Annotated in this window: 13 protein-coding genes and 1 tRNA gene; 2 read left to right on the top strand and 12 right to left on the bottom strand. The window is 29.6% G+C overall.

Annotated features, from left to right (window positions below; genetic code table 11):
• Position 1: 1 nt before the first annotated feature.
• The 3 genes from KO506_RS09510 to KO506_RS09500 form a co-directional block, all read right to left on the bottom strand.
• Entirely contained in the window at positions 2-2,539 is a 2,538-nt protein-coding gene (locus KO506_RS09510) for a TonB-dependent receptor (protein WP_215994667.1), read from the bottom strand.
• Positions 2,540-2,759: 220 nt separating this feature from the next.
• Positions 2,760-4,325, bottom strand: coding sequence for a glucose-6-phosphate isomerase (gene pgi, locus KO506_RS09505; RefSeq protein ID WP_215994666.1), 1,566 nt, complete (start codon positions 4,323-4,325; stop codon positions 2,760-2,762).
• 4 nt (positions 4,326-4,329) lie between these two features.
• Positions 4,330-5,598 (bottom strand): peptidoglycan DD-metalloendopeptidase family protein, encoded by a 1,269-nt coding sequence (locus KO506_RS09500; RefSeq protein WP_215994665.1) that lies wholly within the window; start codon positions 5,596-5,598, stop codon positions 4,330-4,332.
• A 117-nt stretch (positions 5,599-5,715) separates the two neighbouring features.
• On the opposite strand from KO506_RS09500, the gene KO506_RS09495 reads away from it, so the two are divergent.
• Positions 5,716-6,669, top strand: coding sequence for a M23 family metallopeptidase (locus tag KO506_RS09495; protein WP_215994664.1), 954 nt, complete (start codon positions 5,716-5,718; stop codon positions 6,667-6,669).
• Positions 6,670-6,680: 11 nt separating this feature from the next.
• On the opposite strand, the gene KO506_RS09490 is transcribed toward KO506_RS09495, so the two are convergent.
• The 9 genes from KO506_RS09490 to KO506_RS09450 form a co-directional block, all read right to left on the bottom strand.
• Positions 6,681-7,448 carry a DUF3108 domain-containing protein gene (locus KO506_RS09490; protein WP_215994663.1) on the bottom strand — a complete coding sequence of 256 codons (768 nt, stop codon included), beginning with the start codon at positions 7,446-7,448 and terminating at the stop codon, positions 6,681-6,683.
• 190 nt (positions 7,449-7,638) lie between these two features.
• Positions 7,639-8,556: a tryptophan 2,3-dioxygenase family protein gene (locus tag KO506_RS09485; RefSeq protein WP_215994662.1), complete on the bottom strand. Its 918-nt coding sequence runs from the start codon at positions 8,554-8,556 to the stop codon at positions 7,639-7,641.
• Between the two features lie 107 nt (positions 8,557-8,663).
• Positions 8,664-9,782, bottom strand: coding sequence for a T9SS-dependent choice-of-anchor J family protein (locus tag KO506_RS09480; RefSeq protein WP_215994661.1), 1,119 nt, complete (start codon positions 9,780-9,782; stop codon positions 8,664-8,666).
• Between the two features lie 87 nt (positions 9,783-9,869).
• The gene (gene hppD, locus KO506_RS09475; RefSeq protein WP_215994660.1) at positions 9,870-11,030 is read right to left on the bottom strand and encodes a 4-hydroxyphenylpyruvate dioxygenase; all 1,161 of its coding nucleotides are present in this window, start codon (positions 11,028-11,030) and stop codon (positions 9,870-9,872) included.
• A 142-nt stretch (positions 11,031-11,172) separates the two neighbouring features.
• The gene (locus KO506_RS09470; RefSeq protein WP_215994659.1) at positions 11,173-12,330 is read right to left on the bottom strand and encodes a homogentisate 1,2-dioxygenase; all 1,158 of its coding nucleotides are present in this window, start codon (positions 12,328-12,330) and stop codon (positions 11,173-11,175) included.
• 311 nt (positions 12,331-12,641) lie between these two features.
• Positions 12,642-13,148, bottom strand: coding sequence for a ferritin (locus KO506_RS09465; RefSeq protein WP_215994658.1), 507 nt, complete (start codon positions 13,146-13,148; stop codon positions 12,642-12,644).
• Between the two features lie 95 nt (positions 13,149-13,243).
• On the bottom strand, positions 13,244-13,462 hold the full coding sequence (locus KO506_RS09460; RefSeq protein ID WP_252726829.1) for a hypothetical protein: 219 nt from the start codon (positions 13,460-13,462) through the stop codon (positions 13,244-13,246).
• A 111-nt stretch (positions 13,463-13,573) separates the two neighbouring features.
• Positions 13,574-13,915 (bottom strand): hypothetical protein, encoded by a 342-nt coding sequence (locus KO506_RS09455; RefSeq protein WP_215994656.1) that lies wholly within the window; start codon positions 13,913-13,915, stop codon positions 13,574-13,576.
• A 154-nt stretch (positions 13,916-14,069) separates the two neighbouring features.
• Positions 14,070-14,151, bottom strand: a tRNA-Leu gene (locus tag KO506_RS09450).
• Between the two features lie 128 nt (positions 14,152-14,279).
• Here KO506_RS09450 and KO506_RS09445 point away from each other — a divergent pair.
• The gene (locus tag KO506_RS09445; protein WP_215994655.1) at positions 14,280-15,221 is read left to right on the top strand and encodes a ribose-phosphate pyrophosphokinase; all 942 of its coding nucleotides are present in this window, start codon (positions 14,280-14,282) and stop codon (positions 15,219-15,221) included.
• Positions 15,222-15,232: the final 11 nt, after the last annotated feature.

Raw genomic sequence — 15,232 nt, 5'->3', positions numbered from 1 at the left:
TCTAAAATTTAACTTTTAATCCTAAACTAAATGTTCTTCCTGCACCATAATAAACTTGAGCAGTATCATAGCTTGAATTAGAACCGTTATTAGCATCTGAAATATATTCTACATTAAATATGTTGTTTACATTACCAGATACTGTAGATTGTAAACCTGCAATTTCGAAACCATGTCTAATACCAAAATCAAATAAGTGATAGTTAGGTAATTTCCAAGTATCAACACCTGCATCTTCTTCATCTGTTCTTGAAGTAACATTCATAGTAGCGTAGTTATCACCTGCATAGTTATAGTCTAAAGAAATATTTGTTCTTTCTAATAAATCATACTGAACACCAAATGCAAAAGTAGTTTGTGCAGCATCAGATACTTTTAAATCTTTAGCATATACTGTTGATGTTGCAATAATTTCACCTGTTGTCTCATTAAAAGTACTTGCAGACGCGTTATCTTTCCATCTCCAGTTACCTAAAGAAGCCATACCTGTAATAGATAATTTTTCTATTGGTTTAAACAAGAAGTCTATTTCTAAACCTTGGTGTAATGCATCTAATCCTGTAACGTTAGAAGTAATAAACTCACCATCTGCTCCTGGTAAAGAAAATGTCATAAATCTATCTATCCAAGCTGTGTGATATAAGTTAACATTTGCAGAAAATACTTGAGTTTTAAAACCATAACCTAACTCTACACTAAATACTTTTTCGTTTAAAGCTCCTTCGTATAAATCTACATCGTAATCGCTGTTAAATACGTTGTCTGCAATAGGTGCTCTTGAGAAGTAACCAATATTTGCAAATACGTTTTGTGTATCTGAGTAGTTGTAATTTGCCCCTCCTTTAATACTGTATCCATAAAAATTAGCAGTTTCTGATTCTCTTGTTTCATCACCAAAAGACATTCTGTCTACTTTGCTATATATTGAGTTTGACACAGAAGAAGAAACGAATAAAGATAAATCGTCTTTACTATATTCTAACTGACCAAATACACCATATCTACCAACTTTACCATCGTAATCTTTATTAAAACGATCTCCTACTTTTAAAGCTTGACCTCCTGTTCTTTCATCTAAATCTGAGTTATAGTAGTATTCACCACCTAAAAGATCTGTAACTTCATACCAGTGAGAACCTATATAATATCTTGCATCAAGACCACCTGAGAATGTTAAAGTTTCTGATAAATCAGTTTTTAATGTGGATAAAACACCATACCATTCGTGAGAGTTTTTAGAAGCTGCAAAAATATCTGTTGCACCATTTGCTCCATTTGCAATATTTTCATCAACTATTTGATCAAAATCAATTGGTTGATCAATATCTCCTAATCTGTAAGAATCATTTGCAAACTTAGTACCTTGAGTTCTTCTTCCTCCTCCTGATCCAAAAGAAACATATGCAGAAGTGGTTAAAAATGTAGCATCAGAAATAATCCAATCATGATTTAAAGAAATCTGTGGTTTATGATAAAAATTAAAAGAAGAGTTTTCTATCTTACCATTTCTAAAACCCCAATCTGGATTAAATCTCTGACCACCTTGTTCTGTTGCTCTATATTGTTCTATAGTTCTTCTATTAAACCTTTGACCATGTTCTTGTATTGTACCAATTGCATTGAAAGATAATTTATGACTATCGTTAACTTGGTTAGAAACATTTAAAAAATAGTTAAAACCTTCAAATTGTAATCCGTTTACATATCCTTCTCCAGAAATTTTTGAAGCAGAAGCAGTAACAGCAAATCCATTATCCATTAAACCTGTAGATAATGTCATACCATATTTTTGATAACCATCATTACCAGTACTCATCATTATAGAACCACCTTTAGTAGCATCTGTAGATTTAGAGATAATGTTAATTGTACCTCCAATAGATGGTACAGCAACTTTAGATGCTCCTAAACCTCTTTGTACTTGCATTGCAGAAGTTACATCTGATAAACCAGCCCAGTTAGACCAATAAACAGCTCCGTTTTCCATATCATTAACTGGAATACCGTTAATCATTACAGCAATATTCTGAGTTCTAAATCCACGTAAATTAATTTCTCCATCTCCATAACCACCACCAGATTTAGTAGCATATACACCAGGAGTTGATTTTAAAATTTCTGGAAATTCTTGAAGACCTAATTTAGCTTCAATATCTGCAGATTTTACAGTAGAAACTGCAACAGGAGTTTTTCTACCAATTGCAAAAGATGTAGCTGTTAAAACTATTTCATCTAAAATAGCATCTTCTACTAATTTAATAGTACCTAGCTCTGTTTTTGCTGAAGTAAACGATACTTCTTTTGTTTTGTAACCAATAAAAGAGATTACAAGAGTACCTGCATTAGATTTAGCGTTTAATGTAAAATTACCATCAAAATCTGTTGACACTCCATTTGTTGTTCCTTTTTCAAGAACACTTGCTCCAGGTAAAGGTTGGTTTGTTTCATCAACAATTACTCCTGTAATTTTAGTTTGTCCTAGAATTGTAGCAGACACTAAAAGTAAAGCTACGAATAATAAGTTTTTAAAATTTCTCATTGTTTAATTTGTTTATTAAATGTTTTGCAAAATTGAATTTTTCTTTGCATTCTAATGTTAATTTAAGATTAACATTTAACACAAATTTAAGGTATTATCTTAGTAAAAAAAAGCGATTAAGACACTAATAAACAGTGTTTTAATCGCTTTTTTAATTATTGGTAATTGTTAATTTTTTATGTTAAAAAATTAACAAAATCTTAAAAAGTATGCCCTCTTTTTATTTACCTAAAAGTTTTTTAGCTAATTCCTTACCTAATTCAACTCCAAACTGGTCATAACTATAGATATTCCATAAAATTCCTTGTGCGTAAATCTTATGTTCATATAAGGCAACTAACTTCCCTAAAGACTTAGGTGTAAGTTTATCGAAAAGTATTGCATTACTTGGTCTATTACCTTCAAAAACTTTAAAAGGAAGTAGTTTGTTAATTTTATCTTCATCACCAGAAAATTGCAATTCTAAATGCACCTCTTCTTTTGTTTTACCAAAAGCCAAAGCTTCCATTTGCCCATAGTAATTTGCCATTAATTTTTTATGATGATCAGACAAACCATATAATGACTCTTTATAACCAATAAAATCTGCAGGAATTAACTTTGTACCTTGGTGTACCAATTGCATAAATGCATGTTGCATATTTGTACCTGTACTACCCCAAACAATTGTACCTGTTTGGTAATCTATTTTATCGCCATTTCTATCTACACCTTTACCATTACTTTCCATAACTGCCTGCTGTAAATAATCTGGTAGTTTCTTTAAGTATTGAGAATATGGTAAAACTGCTTCTGTTTCTGCTAAATAAAAATTATTGTACCAAATGCTGATTAAAGCTAAAATTACAGGAACATTATTCTCAAATTCTTCATTTCTAAAATGAATATCCATTTCTTCTGCACCATCTAATAAAGCTCTGTAATTATCAAAACCAACAGATAAACTAATTGATAAACCTACTGCAGACCATAAAGAAAAACGACCACCAACCCAGTTCCACATTGGGAAAACATTATTTTTATCAATACCAAAACTATCTACTGCTTCTAAATTTGTAGAAACTGCTACAAAGTGTTTAGGAATATCAAAAATAGTAGCAGATTTTAAAAACCAATTCTTAATAGTTTCTGCATTAGATATTGTTTCTTGTGTTGTAAATGTTTTTGACACAATTACAAAAAGTGTAGTTTCTGGATTTAAGTTTTTTATAATTTCTGATACATGATCTCCATCTACATTAGATACAAAGTGTGTATTTAATTGATTTTTGTAGAACTTTAAAGATTCAACAATCATATCTGGGCCTAAATCAGAACCACCAATACCAATATTTACAACATCTGTAATAGATTTACCTGTATACCCTTTCCATTTACCAGAAATTACTTTGTTAGAAAAACTTTTAATTTTTCTTAATGCGGTTTGTATTTGTGGTTTTATATTTTTACCTTCAACCAAAACTGGTTCATCAGAAGTGCTTCTTAAAGCAGTATGCATAACTGCTCTACCCTCTGTAACATTGATTTCTTCTCCATTAAACTGACATTCGATTGCTTCTTTTAAACCAACTTCTTTAGCCAATTCTACTAATAAATCAATAGTTTCTTTTGTAATTCTATTTTTAGAAAAATCTACTAATAAATCATCGAATTCTAAAGAAAAATCTGATACTCTATTTTCATCTTTATACAAATCTTTTATGGTGATGTTTTTAATATCATTAAAATGATTTGTAAGTTTTTGCCACGAAACTGTCTTTGTTGGATTGTTGTTTGGTAAAGCCATTTTTTTAATTTTGTGCTATTATTTCTTTAACTACTTCTGGTTCTTGTACAGGAACCCTTTTATAATCTAATTGATATTTTAACATTTTTATGTAATCAAAAAAGGCTGGTTTCACCTCTTTTTTCATTGGTTCTGCTGCTGGTAATTTTTCTCTTAACGGATCTACTTGTTTACCATATTTCCAGAAACGATAGCAAACGTGTGGACCTCCAGTATTACCTGTCATACCTACATAACCAATAACATCACCTTGTTTTACATATTGCCCTTTTTTTACTGCTTGATTACTCATGTGTAAATACTGAGTAGAATAAGTGCTGTTGTGTTTAATTTTTACAAATTTTCCATTACCACCTCTTCTTGTAGATTCTACAACAGTACCACTTGCTGTAGCTATAATTGGTGTACCTATTTTTGCAGCAAAATCTGTACCTCTGTGTGGTTTTATTTTATTACCATAATAAGCAATTCTTCTTCTTAAGTTATATCTTGATGATATTCTGTATTGAAACTTTATAGGAGATTTTAAAAACTGACTTCTTAACATCTTTGCATTTTCATCATAATATTCGTGAATGTTTAATGTAGAATCTGCCAAGAATCGAAAAGCGTATAAATCTCTTCCATTGTGATTAAAAACCGCTGATTTTACTTTACCATAGCCAGCAAAAGTAGAATCGTCTATAAATTTTTCTTCGTAAACTATTTTAAACTTATCGCCTTTTTGTAATCTTAAAAAATCTAAGGTCCAAGCGTAAATATCTGCAACTTTATAAGTTAAATTTGGTTTTAAACCTAAACTATCCATAGAATACGTAAAATTAGCACTGATTACACCATTTGCTACTTTTTCTACTATTTTAATTGGTTTTTGGTATTGTTTTGCAGTAATTAACGAATCTTTAAAATCTAAAATTGTAGCGTTTATTTTATCGTGCTTATAAATAAATACCTGTGCTTTTTCTGTAGAATCTTTGCTTGCTAAAATTGTGTAAGGTTTGCCTGCACGCACTCTTCTTACATCAAAAGTGTCTTTTACAACAGCTGCAATTTGGTTAATTTTAGGATACATTACATGATGCCTGTCTAAAATTATCCCAAAACTTTCTCCACTTTTAATGGTATCATGAATCACTTTATAATCATCTACATTATAACCAAATTTAATAACTGGTTTTGGTTCTTCTTTTACAATTACAACTGGTTTTACTTCTTCTTTTTTACAAGATAAAAATGATATAATAAGGGCGAAAAGGATGAATACTTTTTTCAAGAAAAATATGCTGTTTTAGATAAGAATCAAAAGTACAAATAAAAATGATTCCTTTTTAATCTAAAAGAATAACTTCCGAAAACGATTTTTATTACTTTAGTAAAAAAATTACTAAAAATGAAATCAAAAAAAATATATCTTACTTTCCTTTGTTTTTTATGTTATAACTTTATTTTTTCTCAAAGTATTAGTTACAAAAGAAACGATGACAAATCCATTACATTTAATTATTCTTCTGATGTTCCTGGAAGTGTTTTAATAATTTTAACTTTTACGAACTTAGAAAATGCTTCTGCAAGTGTAATAAAGAAAACTTTAAAAGGTTATGGTGGTCAAATTTACACGCTAAACCCCTTAAATAGTGATGAAAACATTAATTTTTCTTATAGATCTAAAATATTTTATGGTGATGTAAAATCTGAACCAGAAGAAACTTTTAAGTATATTTTACCTTTTAAAAAAGGCGAAAAAGTTAAAGTACGTAATCTTAATTTTTTAGGGAAAAAATTCGGGAATTCAGCACCTAAAAACTGGAAACCATGGCAATTCTTAACAAAACTTAATGATACTGTTTTAGCTATAAGAAAAGGTGTAGTTCTTAGTGTTTCTGATGAAGAAAAATCAGATAATACAAAAAAATATGGCTATAAATCTAAATCCAATTCTATTAAAATAGAACATAAAGATGGAACTATAGCTACTTATAGTGTTTTAAAAGAAAATAGTATTATGGTAAATGTGGGAGATATCGTTTATCCTTCTACACCTATTGCACTAGCAGGTTCTTATGATTCTGCTGAAAACAGTCAAGTTAGATTATCAATTTATTATTTAGATAAAAAAATCTTGAATTATGACTTTAACAAAAGAAAAGACGAAAATTTAAAAAATAGAACACATTTATATTCCTATATAAATCCTTATTTCTACACTTTAGATGGTAACAGCACAAAACTTGAAGCAAATACATTTTACACAGGATCTTTTGACAATACAATTATTGAATTAGAAATGACAAAAAGAGAAAAAAGAAAATGGAAAAAGAATGGTTTGCTTATTAAAAAGAGGTAGATTTTCTAATTCTATTTTCCAAAATCATTGGCTAAACCTTTATATTGTTCTAATTCTGCTCTTAAAGATCCCACAGCTAAATCTGCTTTCATTTTAATAGGTATTTTATTAAAATCATCAGTAATCCAAATCGTTACACTTTCTTGAGCTTTAAAAACCCTACCTGATTGCACTAAAGGCCTAAAAATTAATGTTTTTACTTTACCAAACTTAGTTTTTAAAACCTCACGACCTAAAAAACGTAACTTAAAAGGATAAATTTGAGAATCCATAAACATATCCAATTTAATTTCATCTCCATTTTTTAATTTTGATACGTCTTTATTTCTTAAATAATAAAACGAAGACAGCATATCTTGTACTTTAGAAAATGCAACTGTAGTATCTTTTTGCAAAGAAAAATCCTGAATATAAGCAGTATTATAATCGTAATTAAAAGCAGTTATTCTGTGTTTTTTATAACCACCCTCATCAATTTTTCTTTTAAATAAATAGGGTTTAACAGAATCTTTATCAAAAAAAGATTCGTACTTATCATCTACTTCAAAAAACCATTTAATCATTCCAGAAGTCCAACCTGTACCTTTGGTATGAAATACTTTTTTACCATTAAATTCTTTTTCTTCTACTTCTAAAATTGCTGACCCCGCTCTTAGAAAACCACTGTAGCTCATTTTATAACGCAACCATTCTCCACTTTTAAAGGCAACAGGTTTTTCTTGACAAAAAGTTATTGTGGTAAAAAATAAAACGAATAATAAAAGAATATACTTTTTCATATAAATCAAACATATAAAAAAGTAATGACAATTACCGTTCCAAAATTAAAAAAAGTGATTCACTAACAATTTGTAAACACCTTTTTAACTATTTATTTAGATTACTGATACACAAAAAATTGGAAATAATATTCACATATTATAAAATCCATCAATCTAAAATTTTCAAATAAAAATATTGTTTTTCGATTTAAAATGTTCCCCAATTTTCTAATTCTTCTTTACTCCATAAATACGGATAAAAAATTCTTCTTTGATATTTTGGATGCATATATTTACGCCAATTGCTGCCTCCAGTAGCTTTTAATTCAGAATCGCTACCACCAATATATTTACTTGCAGCATTATAATGAGCCATTACCCATTTTACATTTACAGTATAATCGTAATGACGCATTGCTTTTACTAAAGCTTCATTTTGTTGATCTTCTATAGGCAATTGTTTAAATTTTAATGAAAGGTTTATATCATTATAATCTTCCATAAAATCAATGAATTCTCCTTTATATTTCTTCTCAAAAAGGTTTAATAAAGTTGATTTTTGACCTGTAGTATAATTTTTACCTGCTGCTTGCCAATACAAATGATTATAAGCATTTCTAAACGAAGAATGCCTATTGATGGTTTCTCTGTAATTCGCATCAATTAAATTAATAAGCTCTGTTGATGCAAATTCAATTTTACGATATTGAGCTGATTGAAAACCACTTGCAGGCGTTAATGTATTTCTAAATTTAAGATATTGCTCTCTTTCCATACCTTCTGTCATTACATTAAAAGAGTTACAAAGCATATCAAAATAACGACTGACTCTATTTAAATGCATTGAGAATTTTTCTGTGGATATTTCAATTGGTTTCGCAACTTGCTCAATTTCCCACAAAATCATTTTAAACAACAATTCATTTACTTGATGATACATAATAAACACCATTTCATCTGGCTGATTTGTTCTTGGAGTTTGTAAGCCCAACAATGCATCTGTCTGAATATAATCCCAATAAGTTATTGGTGTACTATGAAGTAAACCCTCTAACATAGCATCTACAGGAACACCTAATTTTTCGTATTTTTCTTCTATTGCTTTTAAAATTTCGTCTCTTTTCATTTTAATAAAATCTAAGTAAAAACAAAGAAACAAGATTTTTTTCAAAACCTTGTTTCTTTAATTTAATTTCTAAAATTCATTAACTTCTATTTTAAAAAGTAACAGAACTATTCTTTAATAATTTTAATAGTTTTTGTAGTATTTTCTATTAATATTTTCATCAAATAAATTCCTTTTGATAAATTTGAAATATCAACAACATCTTCTTTGAGTTCACTTTTATTAATAGTTGTAACCTTTTTACCTAAAAGATTATAAATTGTAACTTTAGTTGGTTTTTCATCAGATTTTATATTGATAAAACCTTTTGTAGGATTTGGAAAAATACTAACATTTTTCAACTCATTAGTTTCTATTGATAGTGCAGGGTTACTCTCTGTAGTAAAGCTCCAAGTTTCAGAACCTACTGCCTCACCTCCAACATTTTTAGCAACAATTTTCCAATAATAAGTGGTTGAATATGCCATACCTGTAATACCAACACTTAAATTACCTGTTGATCCTAATAAAGATAATGCATCTGAAGCGTCTCCTAAATACACATCATATGAAGTAGCAGCATCTCCTGTTGTTGCAGCCAACCAACTAAAATCTACTCTATTATCTGGATCAGTATCATCATCTGAACCATCTGTAGCATCTATTGAAATATCTACTGCTTTATTAGCTGGCATTGGTGTAATTACCGGATTTGGAGCAGTAGCATTTGGCACTAAATCTACAGTATCTAAAACCCATGCATCTCCATTATTATTAGTCATAACAAAAGCAACATAAACATCAGAACCAATATATTCAGATAAATCTACGCTGAAATTTTGAAATACACTTGCAGTTATTATATCACTTTCTAAAATAGTTGTTTTTGTGGTAAAATCTGAAATAGTTGTCTGACTTTCTTTAGTTGATACTCTTACTGATATATCAGAACCATATTCTCCTTCATTTAAATCAGTTAATAGAAATGTTAAAACTGAATTACTTGAACTAACATTAAATTTGGGTGTAACCAACCAGTTTTCTGCTGTACCTCCATTAGTATCCTCATCCCAAAGCACAAGCATATATTCGTAAGTACTATACTCCCAAGTTCTTGTAGCACCTAAGCCATTATCTCCAAGAAAAACTGCCCAAGATGTAGGTAACTCTTTATCAAAAGTTTCAGGAAATTGAGCAAATCCTGAAAATGCTGACAACATTAAAATTAAAAATGTAATTTTTTTCATATTTTTTCGTTTTTTATTAAAATATATTCAATGAATTACGAAAAATAGTAAAAAAAATTTAATGATTTAGCTAATTTAACAAAAAAACTACAAAGTTCCTCTTTTTGCTTGTTCTCTTTCTATAGATTCAAACAAAGCTTTAAAGTTTCCTGCTCCAAAACCTTTGGCTCCCATTCTTTGAATAATTTCAAAAAACAATGTAGGCCTGTCTTCTATTGGCTTTGTAAAAATTTGTAATAAATAACCTTCTTCATCTGCATCTATCATAATACCCAAACTTTTTAATTTTTCAATATCTTCTCTTAATTCATGGCTAAACTCCTCTAATCTTCCTGGAACAGCTTTGTAATATTCTTCTGGTGGAGTTGACAAAAATTCGATTCCATTAGAACGTAATTGAGTTACTGTTTTTATAATATTATCTGTTGCTACTGCAATATGCTGTACACCTGCACCTTCGTAAAAATCTAAATATTCTTCTATTTGAGAACGTTTTTTTCCTTCTGCTGGTTCGTTTATTGGGAATTTGATGCGTCCATTTCCATTAGACATTACTTTACTCATTAATGCTGAATATTCTGTATGGATTTGTTTGTCATCAAAAGACAAAAAGTTTTCGAACCCCATAACATCTTCATACCATTTTACCCAAACATCCATTTGATTCCAACCAACATTACCAACCATATGATCTATGTATTTTAAACCAGCAATTGGCGGATTGTAATCTGATTCCCATTTTTGAAAACCTGGTAAAAATGCACCATTGTAGTTTTTACGCTCTACAAACATGTGTACAGTTTCTCCATAGGTGTAAATTCCAGCTCTAACTACTTCTCCATGTTCATCTGTTTCTACTGTGGGCTCCATGTAAGATTTTGCGCCTCTAGAGGTTGTTTCTTTATAAGCTTGCCTTGCATCTTCTACCCAAAATGCTACTACTTTTACTCCATCTCCATGTTTTACTATATGATCGTTTACAGGTGATTTACTGTTTAGTGGAGTAGTTAACATTAACTTTATTTTATCTTGCGTTAATACATAACTCACAGCATCTTTTGCGCCAGTTTCTAATCCACGATAAGCATGTGACTGAAAACCAAATGCAGTTTTATAAAAATGTGCTGCTTGTTTTGCATTACCTACATAAAACTCCACATAATCTGTACCTAGCAATGGAAGGAAATCTTGTGCGCCTTCGAATATTTTTTCTAATCCGTAATTTACTGATTTTATATCTTTTGCCATCTTTTTGATGTTTTTTGTATTTTGTTATAGCTAATAGTTAGCAAATAAGTTTAGCCCTGATTGAAGCATTTGTTTGAGCTCTTTTTTGTTTTTCACAAAAAAAGCGAGTGCGAAAAGCAGGAAATAGCTTCTAATAATTCTTTTACTCCAACCAACTCTTATAATAATCTTCATCAGCAATTTTCATAGCTTCTTCTGTTACCATTAAAGGTTTAAAAGTGTCTACCATAACCGCTAATTCTTCGGTTTTTGTTTTACCTATACTTTTTTCTGTGGTTCCTGGATGTGGACCATGAGGAATACCTGCTGGATGCAAGGAAATATGACCTCGATCAATATCGTTTCTGCTCATAAAATCGCCATCTACATAATATAAAACCTCATCTGAATCTATATTACTATGGTTATAAGGTGCAGGAATTGAATTTGGATGATAATCGTATAAACGAGGTACAAAACTGCAAATTACAAAGGCATTGGTTTCGAAAGTTTGATGCACAGGAGGTGGTTGATGAATACGACCTGTAATTGGCTCAAAATCGTGAATTGAAAATGCATACGGAAAATTATAACCATCGTAACCAATCACATCAAAAGGATGAGAAGCATAGACCATTTCTATAATTTCGCCTTGTTTTTTAACTTTGATTAAAAATTCGCCTAACTCATTATAGGTTTCTAATTCGTGTGGTCTTCTTAAATCTCGTTCGCAAAAAGGTGCATGTTCTAATAATTGACCAAACCAGTTTCTGTAACGTTTTGGTGTATAAACTGGACTGTAAGATTCTACTATAAAAAGACGGTTATTCTCATCATCGAAATCTAATTTGTAGATAATTCCACGTGGAATTACTAAATAATCTCCGTATTTAAAATCGAGATTTCCAAGATGTGTTCTTAGTTTTCCTGATCCTTTATGGATAAAAATAACCTCATCTGCATCTGTATTTTTATAAAAATAATCTTTTGTTGATTGTTTTGGTGCTGATAAAATAATATTACAATCAGAATTTGTTAAAACAATTTTTCTACTTTGTAAATAATCGTTTTCTGACGGAACTTGAAATCCGCGAAAGCGATACGATTGAATATTATTTGCTTTGGCTATTTTTGGTTTTACAGAATATTGTTTTCTGATTTCTTTGACCATTGTTGGTCTGTGCTCATGATATGAGTTGGTAGACATACCATCAAAACCAATGGTACCAAACAATTGTTCGTAATATAAACTACCGTCTTTTTTACGGAATTGGGTGTGTCTTTTGGGTGGAATTTTTCCTAATTTATGATAAAAAGGCATATTTTTATTATTTATATTTCTTGCTTTTACCTATTAACGATAATAAACTATAGCAGAAATTTTGTTAATAATTATTCTTTTCTAATTTAAGATTACTGCATACGCAGGATTTACAAAAAGAAGCCTTATTCTGGATTGCGTTTTATTAAGAATTTTAAAAAAGTTAGTAAGTCTATATACATTTTAATCGATTTCGCAATAAACCAAAGATACAAAAATCGATTCATATTTTTTTTTAATAAAAACACTCTAATATAAAAAAGCCAAAACAAGTATTTGTTTTGGCTTTTTTATTTTGTTTTAGACTTATGTTACTCTGTAGGCAATCTTTCGTCTATCATTTTTAATGGCATACCTTCCATTAAATCGAATACATCTAGAATACTTCTAACAGTATCTTCTTCTTCTATTTGCTCATTTACAAACCATTGTAAAAACACTTCTGATGCAAAATCGTCTGCATTTCTTGCAGATTTAAAACATTTGTAAATAGATTGTGTTACTGCTATTTCTTGATCTAAAGATTTTTCGTAAATTTCTCTTAAACTTTCAAAATCGTTATTAACTTCTGGTATAGAAGGTGATATTGCTGCACCACCAGTTTCGTTTATAAAGTTGAAAATTTTCATTCCATGTGCTCTTTCCTCTTCAGCTTGCTTGTAAAAAAAAGCTTTACTATTTAGTAACTCTCTCTGATCACACCAAGAAGCCATTGCTAAATAAGAGGCAGAAGCGTGCATTTCTAATGCTATTTGACCATTTAAAGCATCCATTACATCAGGATTAATAGTCATTTGTCTTCTTATTGCTGTTTTCATAAATTGTGTATTTCTAATCAAAGATACAACAAATACAAAGCTGCATTACTGCAACAACTAAATTTAAAAGTAATCTAAATAAAAGGGAACTTAAATTAGTAACTATTAAAACAAAGAGAAATTTCTTGTTGTAAGTCTAATAATTTAGGTATTTCTAAAAAAACCAAGTGTTTTCTATCAGCAATAAATAACAACACAAAATTTTCGTTTTGAATAATTTGCTCTAGGTTTTCTGGAGAAGTAATTTCATTAATTTTATTACGTAATTGTAATAATTGAGGAAAAGTGAGTTGCATACTTTTATCATCTATCATTAACTGATAATTACAAAAAGTTATTTGCTGTAACTTTATATTAAATTGTATGTCTGTAAAAATACTCACGCAACAAAAATAAGTATTTATTTAGAATAAATAAAAATAAAATTACAAAAAATATCCTGTCCCTAATAATTTATAAACTGGTGTAAAGATAACAACTGCAATTATTAAGCATATCATTAAGCTTATACCCGTTGATGTTCTCTTTTCTGGAACTAAATAATTTGCTTCGTTTAGCTTAGCTTGAAATAAAACATCTTTTGATTGATAAATTGGATTTTGAAGATCAGATTTTATTCTATTACTTTCTGGAATTCTATTGTAGTAAAGGCCTAAAATTATAATTAAGATAAAAGACCCAAGGCCAAACATAAGTAAGTCGTAAGCGTCTGGGAATTGTTTATACCCCAAACAATTTATAACTATTAAAATATTCTTTAAAATCATAATTGTAAACTTTTAACCAAAATACAACAATCTTTGAATTAAATAATTGAAAATAACAACAAAAAACACAATTTCTGGTACTGTTTTAGAGTTTTTTAAAATAAAAAAAAAAGGTTAAAAAATTGAAAAACAATTAATTAACCCTTTATTATTGTACTCAAGGTGGGAATCGAACCCACACTCTCGAAAGAACTGGATTTTGAATCCAGCGCGTCTACCAATTCCGCCACTTGAGCAAAGCTTGAAAATGAGTTTGCAAATCTACTAAATATTTTTAGTTTTTAAATAGAAAAATTAATTTCAAACTCAACAAATAATATCTACTTTTGTATACTTACAACAACACAACAAAAAATCTTATTTCATGGTAAATAGTCAACTTGCACCAAAGCTATTTGGTTGTAGACAAAGTACAGTTTTAGCAGAAAAAATCGCAAAGGAATATAACACAGATTTAGGAAATGTAATCATTACACACTTTAGTGATGGAGAATTTCAACCCGCTTTTGAAGAATCAGTTCGTGGAAGACGTATTTTTATTATTGGTTCTACTTTTCCGAATGCAGACAACTTAATGGAAATGTTACTAATGTTAGATGCTGCAAAAAGAGCATCAGCAAGACATATTACTGCTGTTATGCCTTATTTTGGATGGGCAAGACAAGACAGAAAAGACAAACCAAGAGTTGCAATTGGTGCTAAATTAGTTGCAAAACTTTTAGAATCTGCAGGGGCAACAAGAATTATGACAATGGATTTACACGCAGATCAAATTCAGGGTTTCTTCGAAAAACCAGTAGATCATTTATTTGCATCTTCTATATTTCTACCTTACATAGAAAGCTTACAGTTAGACAACTTAACAATTGCTTCTCCAGATATGGGAGGTTCTAAAAGAGCTTACGCATATTCTAAACACTTATTGTCTGAAGTAGTAATCTGTTACAAACAACGTAAAAAGGCAAATGTAATTGGTCATATGGAATTAATTGGTGATGTAGAAGGTAAAAATGTTATTTTAATTGATGACATGATAGATACAGGAGGAACACTAGCTCATGCAGCCAATTTAATGAAAGAAAAAGGAGCTTTAAGCGTACGTGCTATTTGTACTCACCCAATTTTATCTGGTGGTGCTTATGAAAAAATAGAAAACTCTGCTTTAACAGAGTTAATTGTTTCTGACACAATACCGTTAAAAAAGGCTACATCTAAAATAAAAGTAGTATCTTGCGCCCCATTATTTGCGAATGTTATGCACAAAGTGCAAGATAACACTTCAATTAGTGGACAATTTTTAATGTAAATTTTTAATAA

The organism is Polaribacter vadi, assembly GCF_018861005.1.
GTDB classification, from domain to species: Bacteria; Bacteroidota; Bacteroidia; order Flavobacteriales; family Flavobacteriaceae; genus Polaribacter; species Polaribacter vadi_A.
This window is presented reverse-complemented; position numbering and strand designations above follow the sequence as displayed.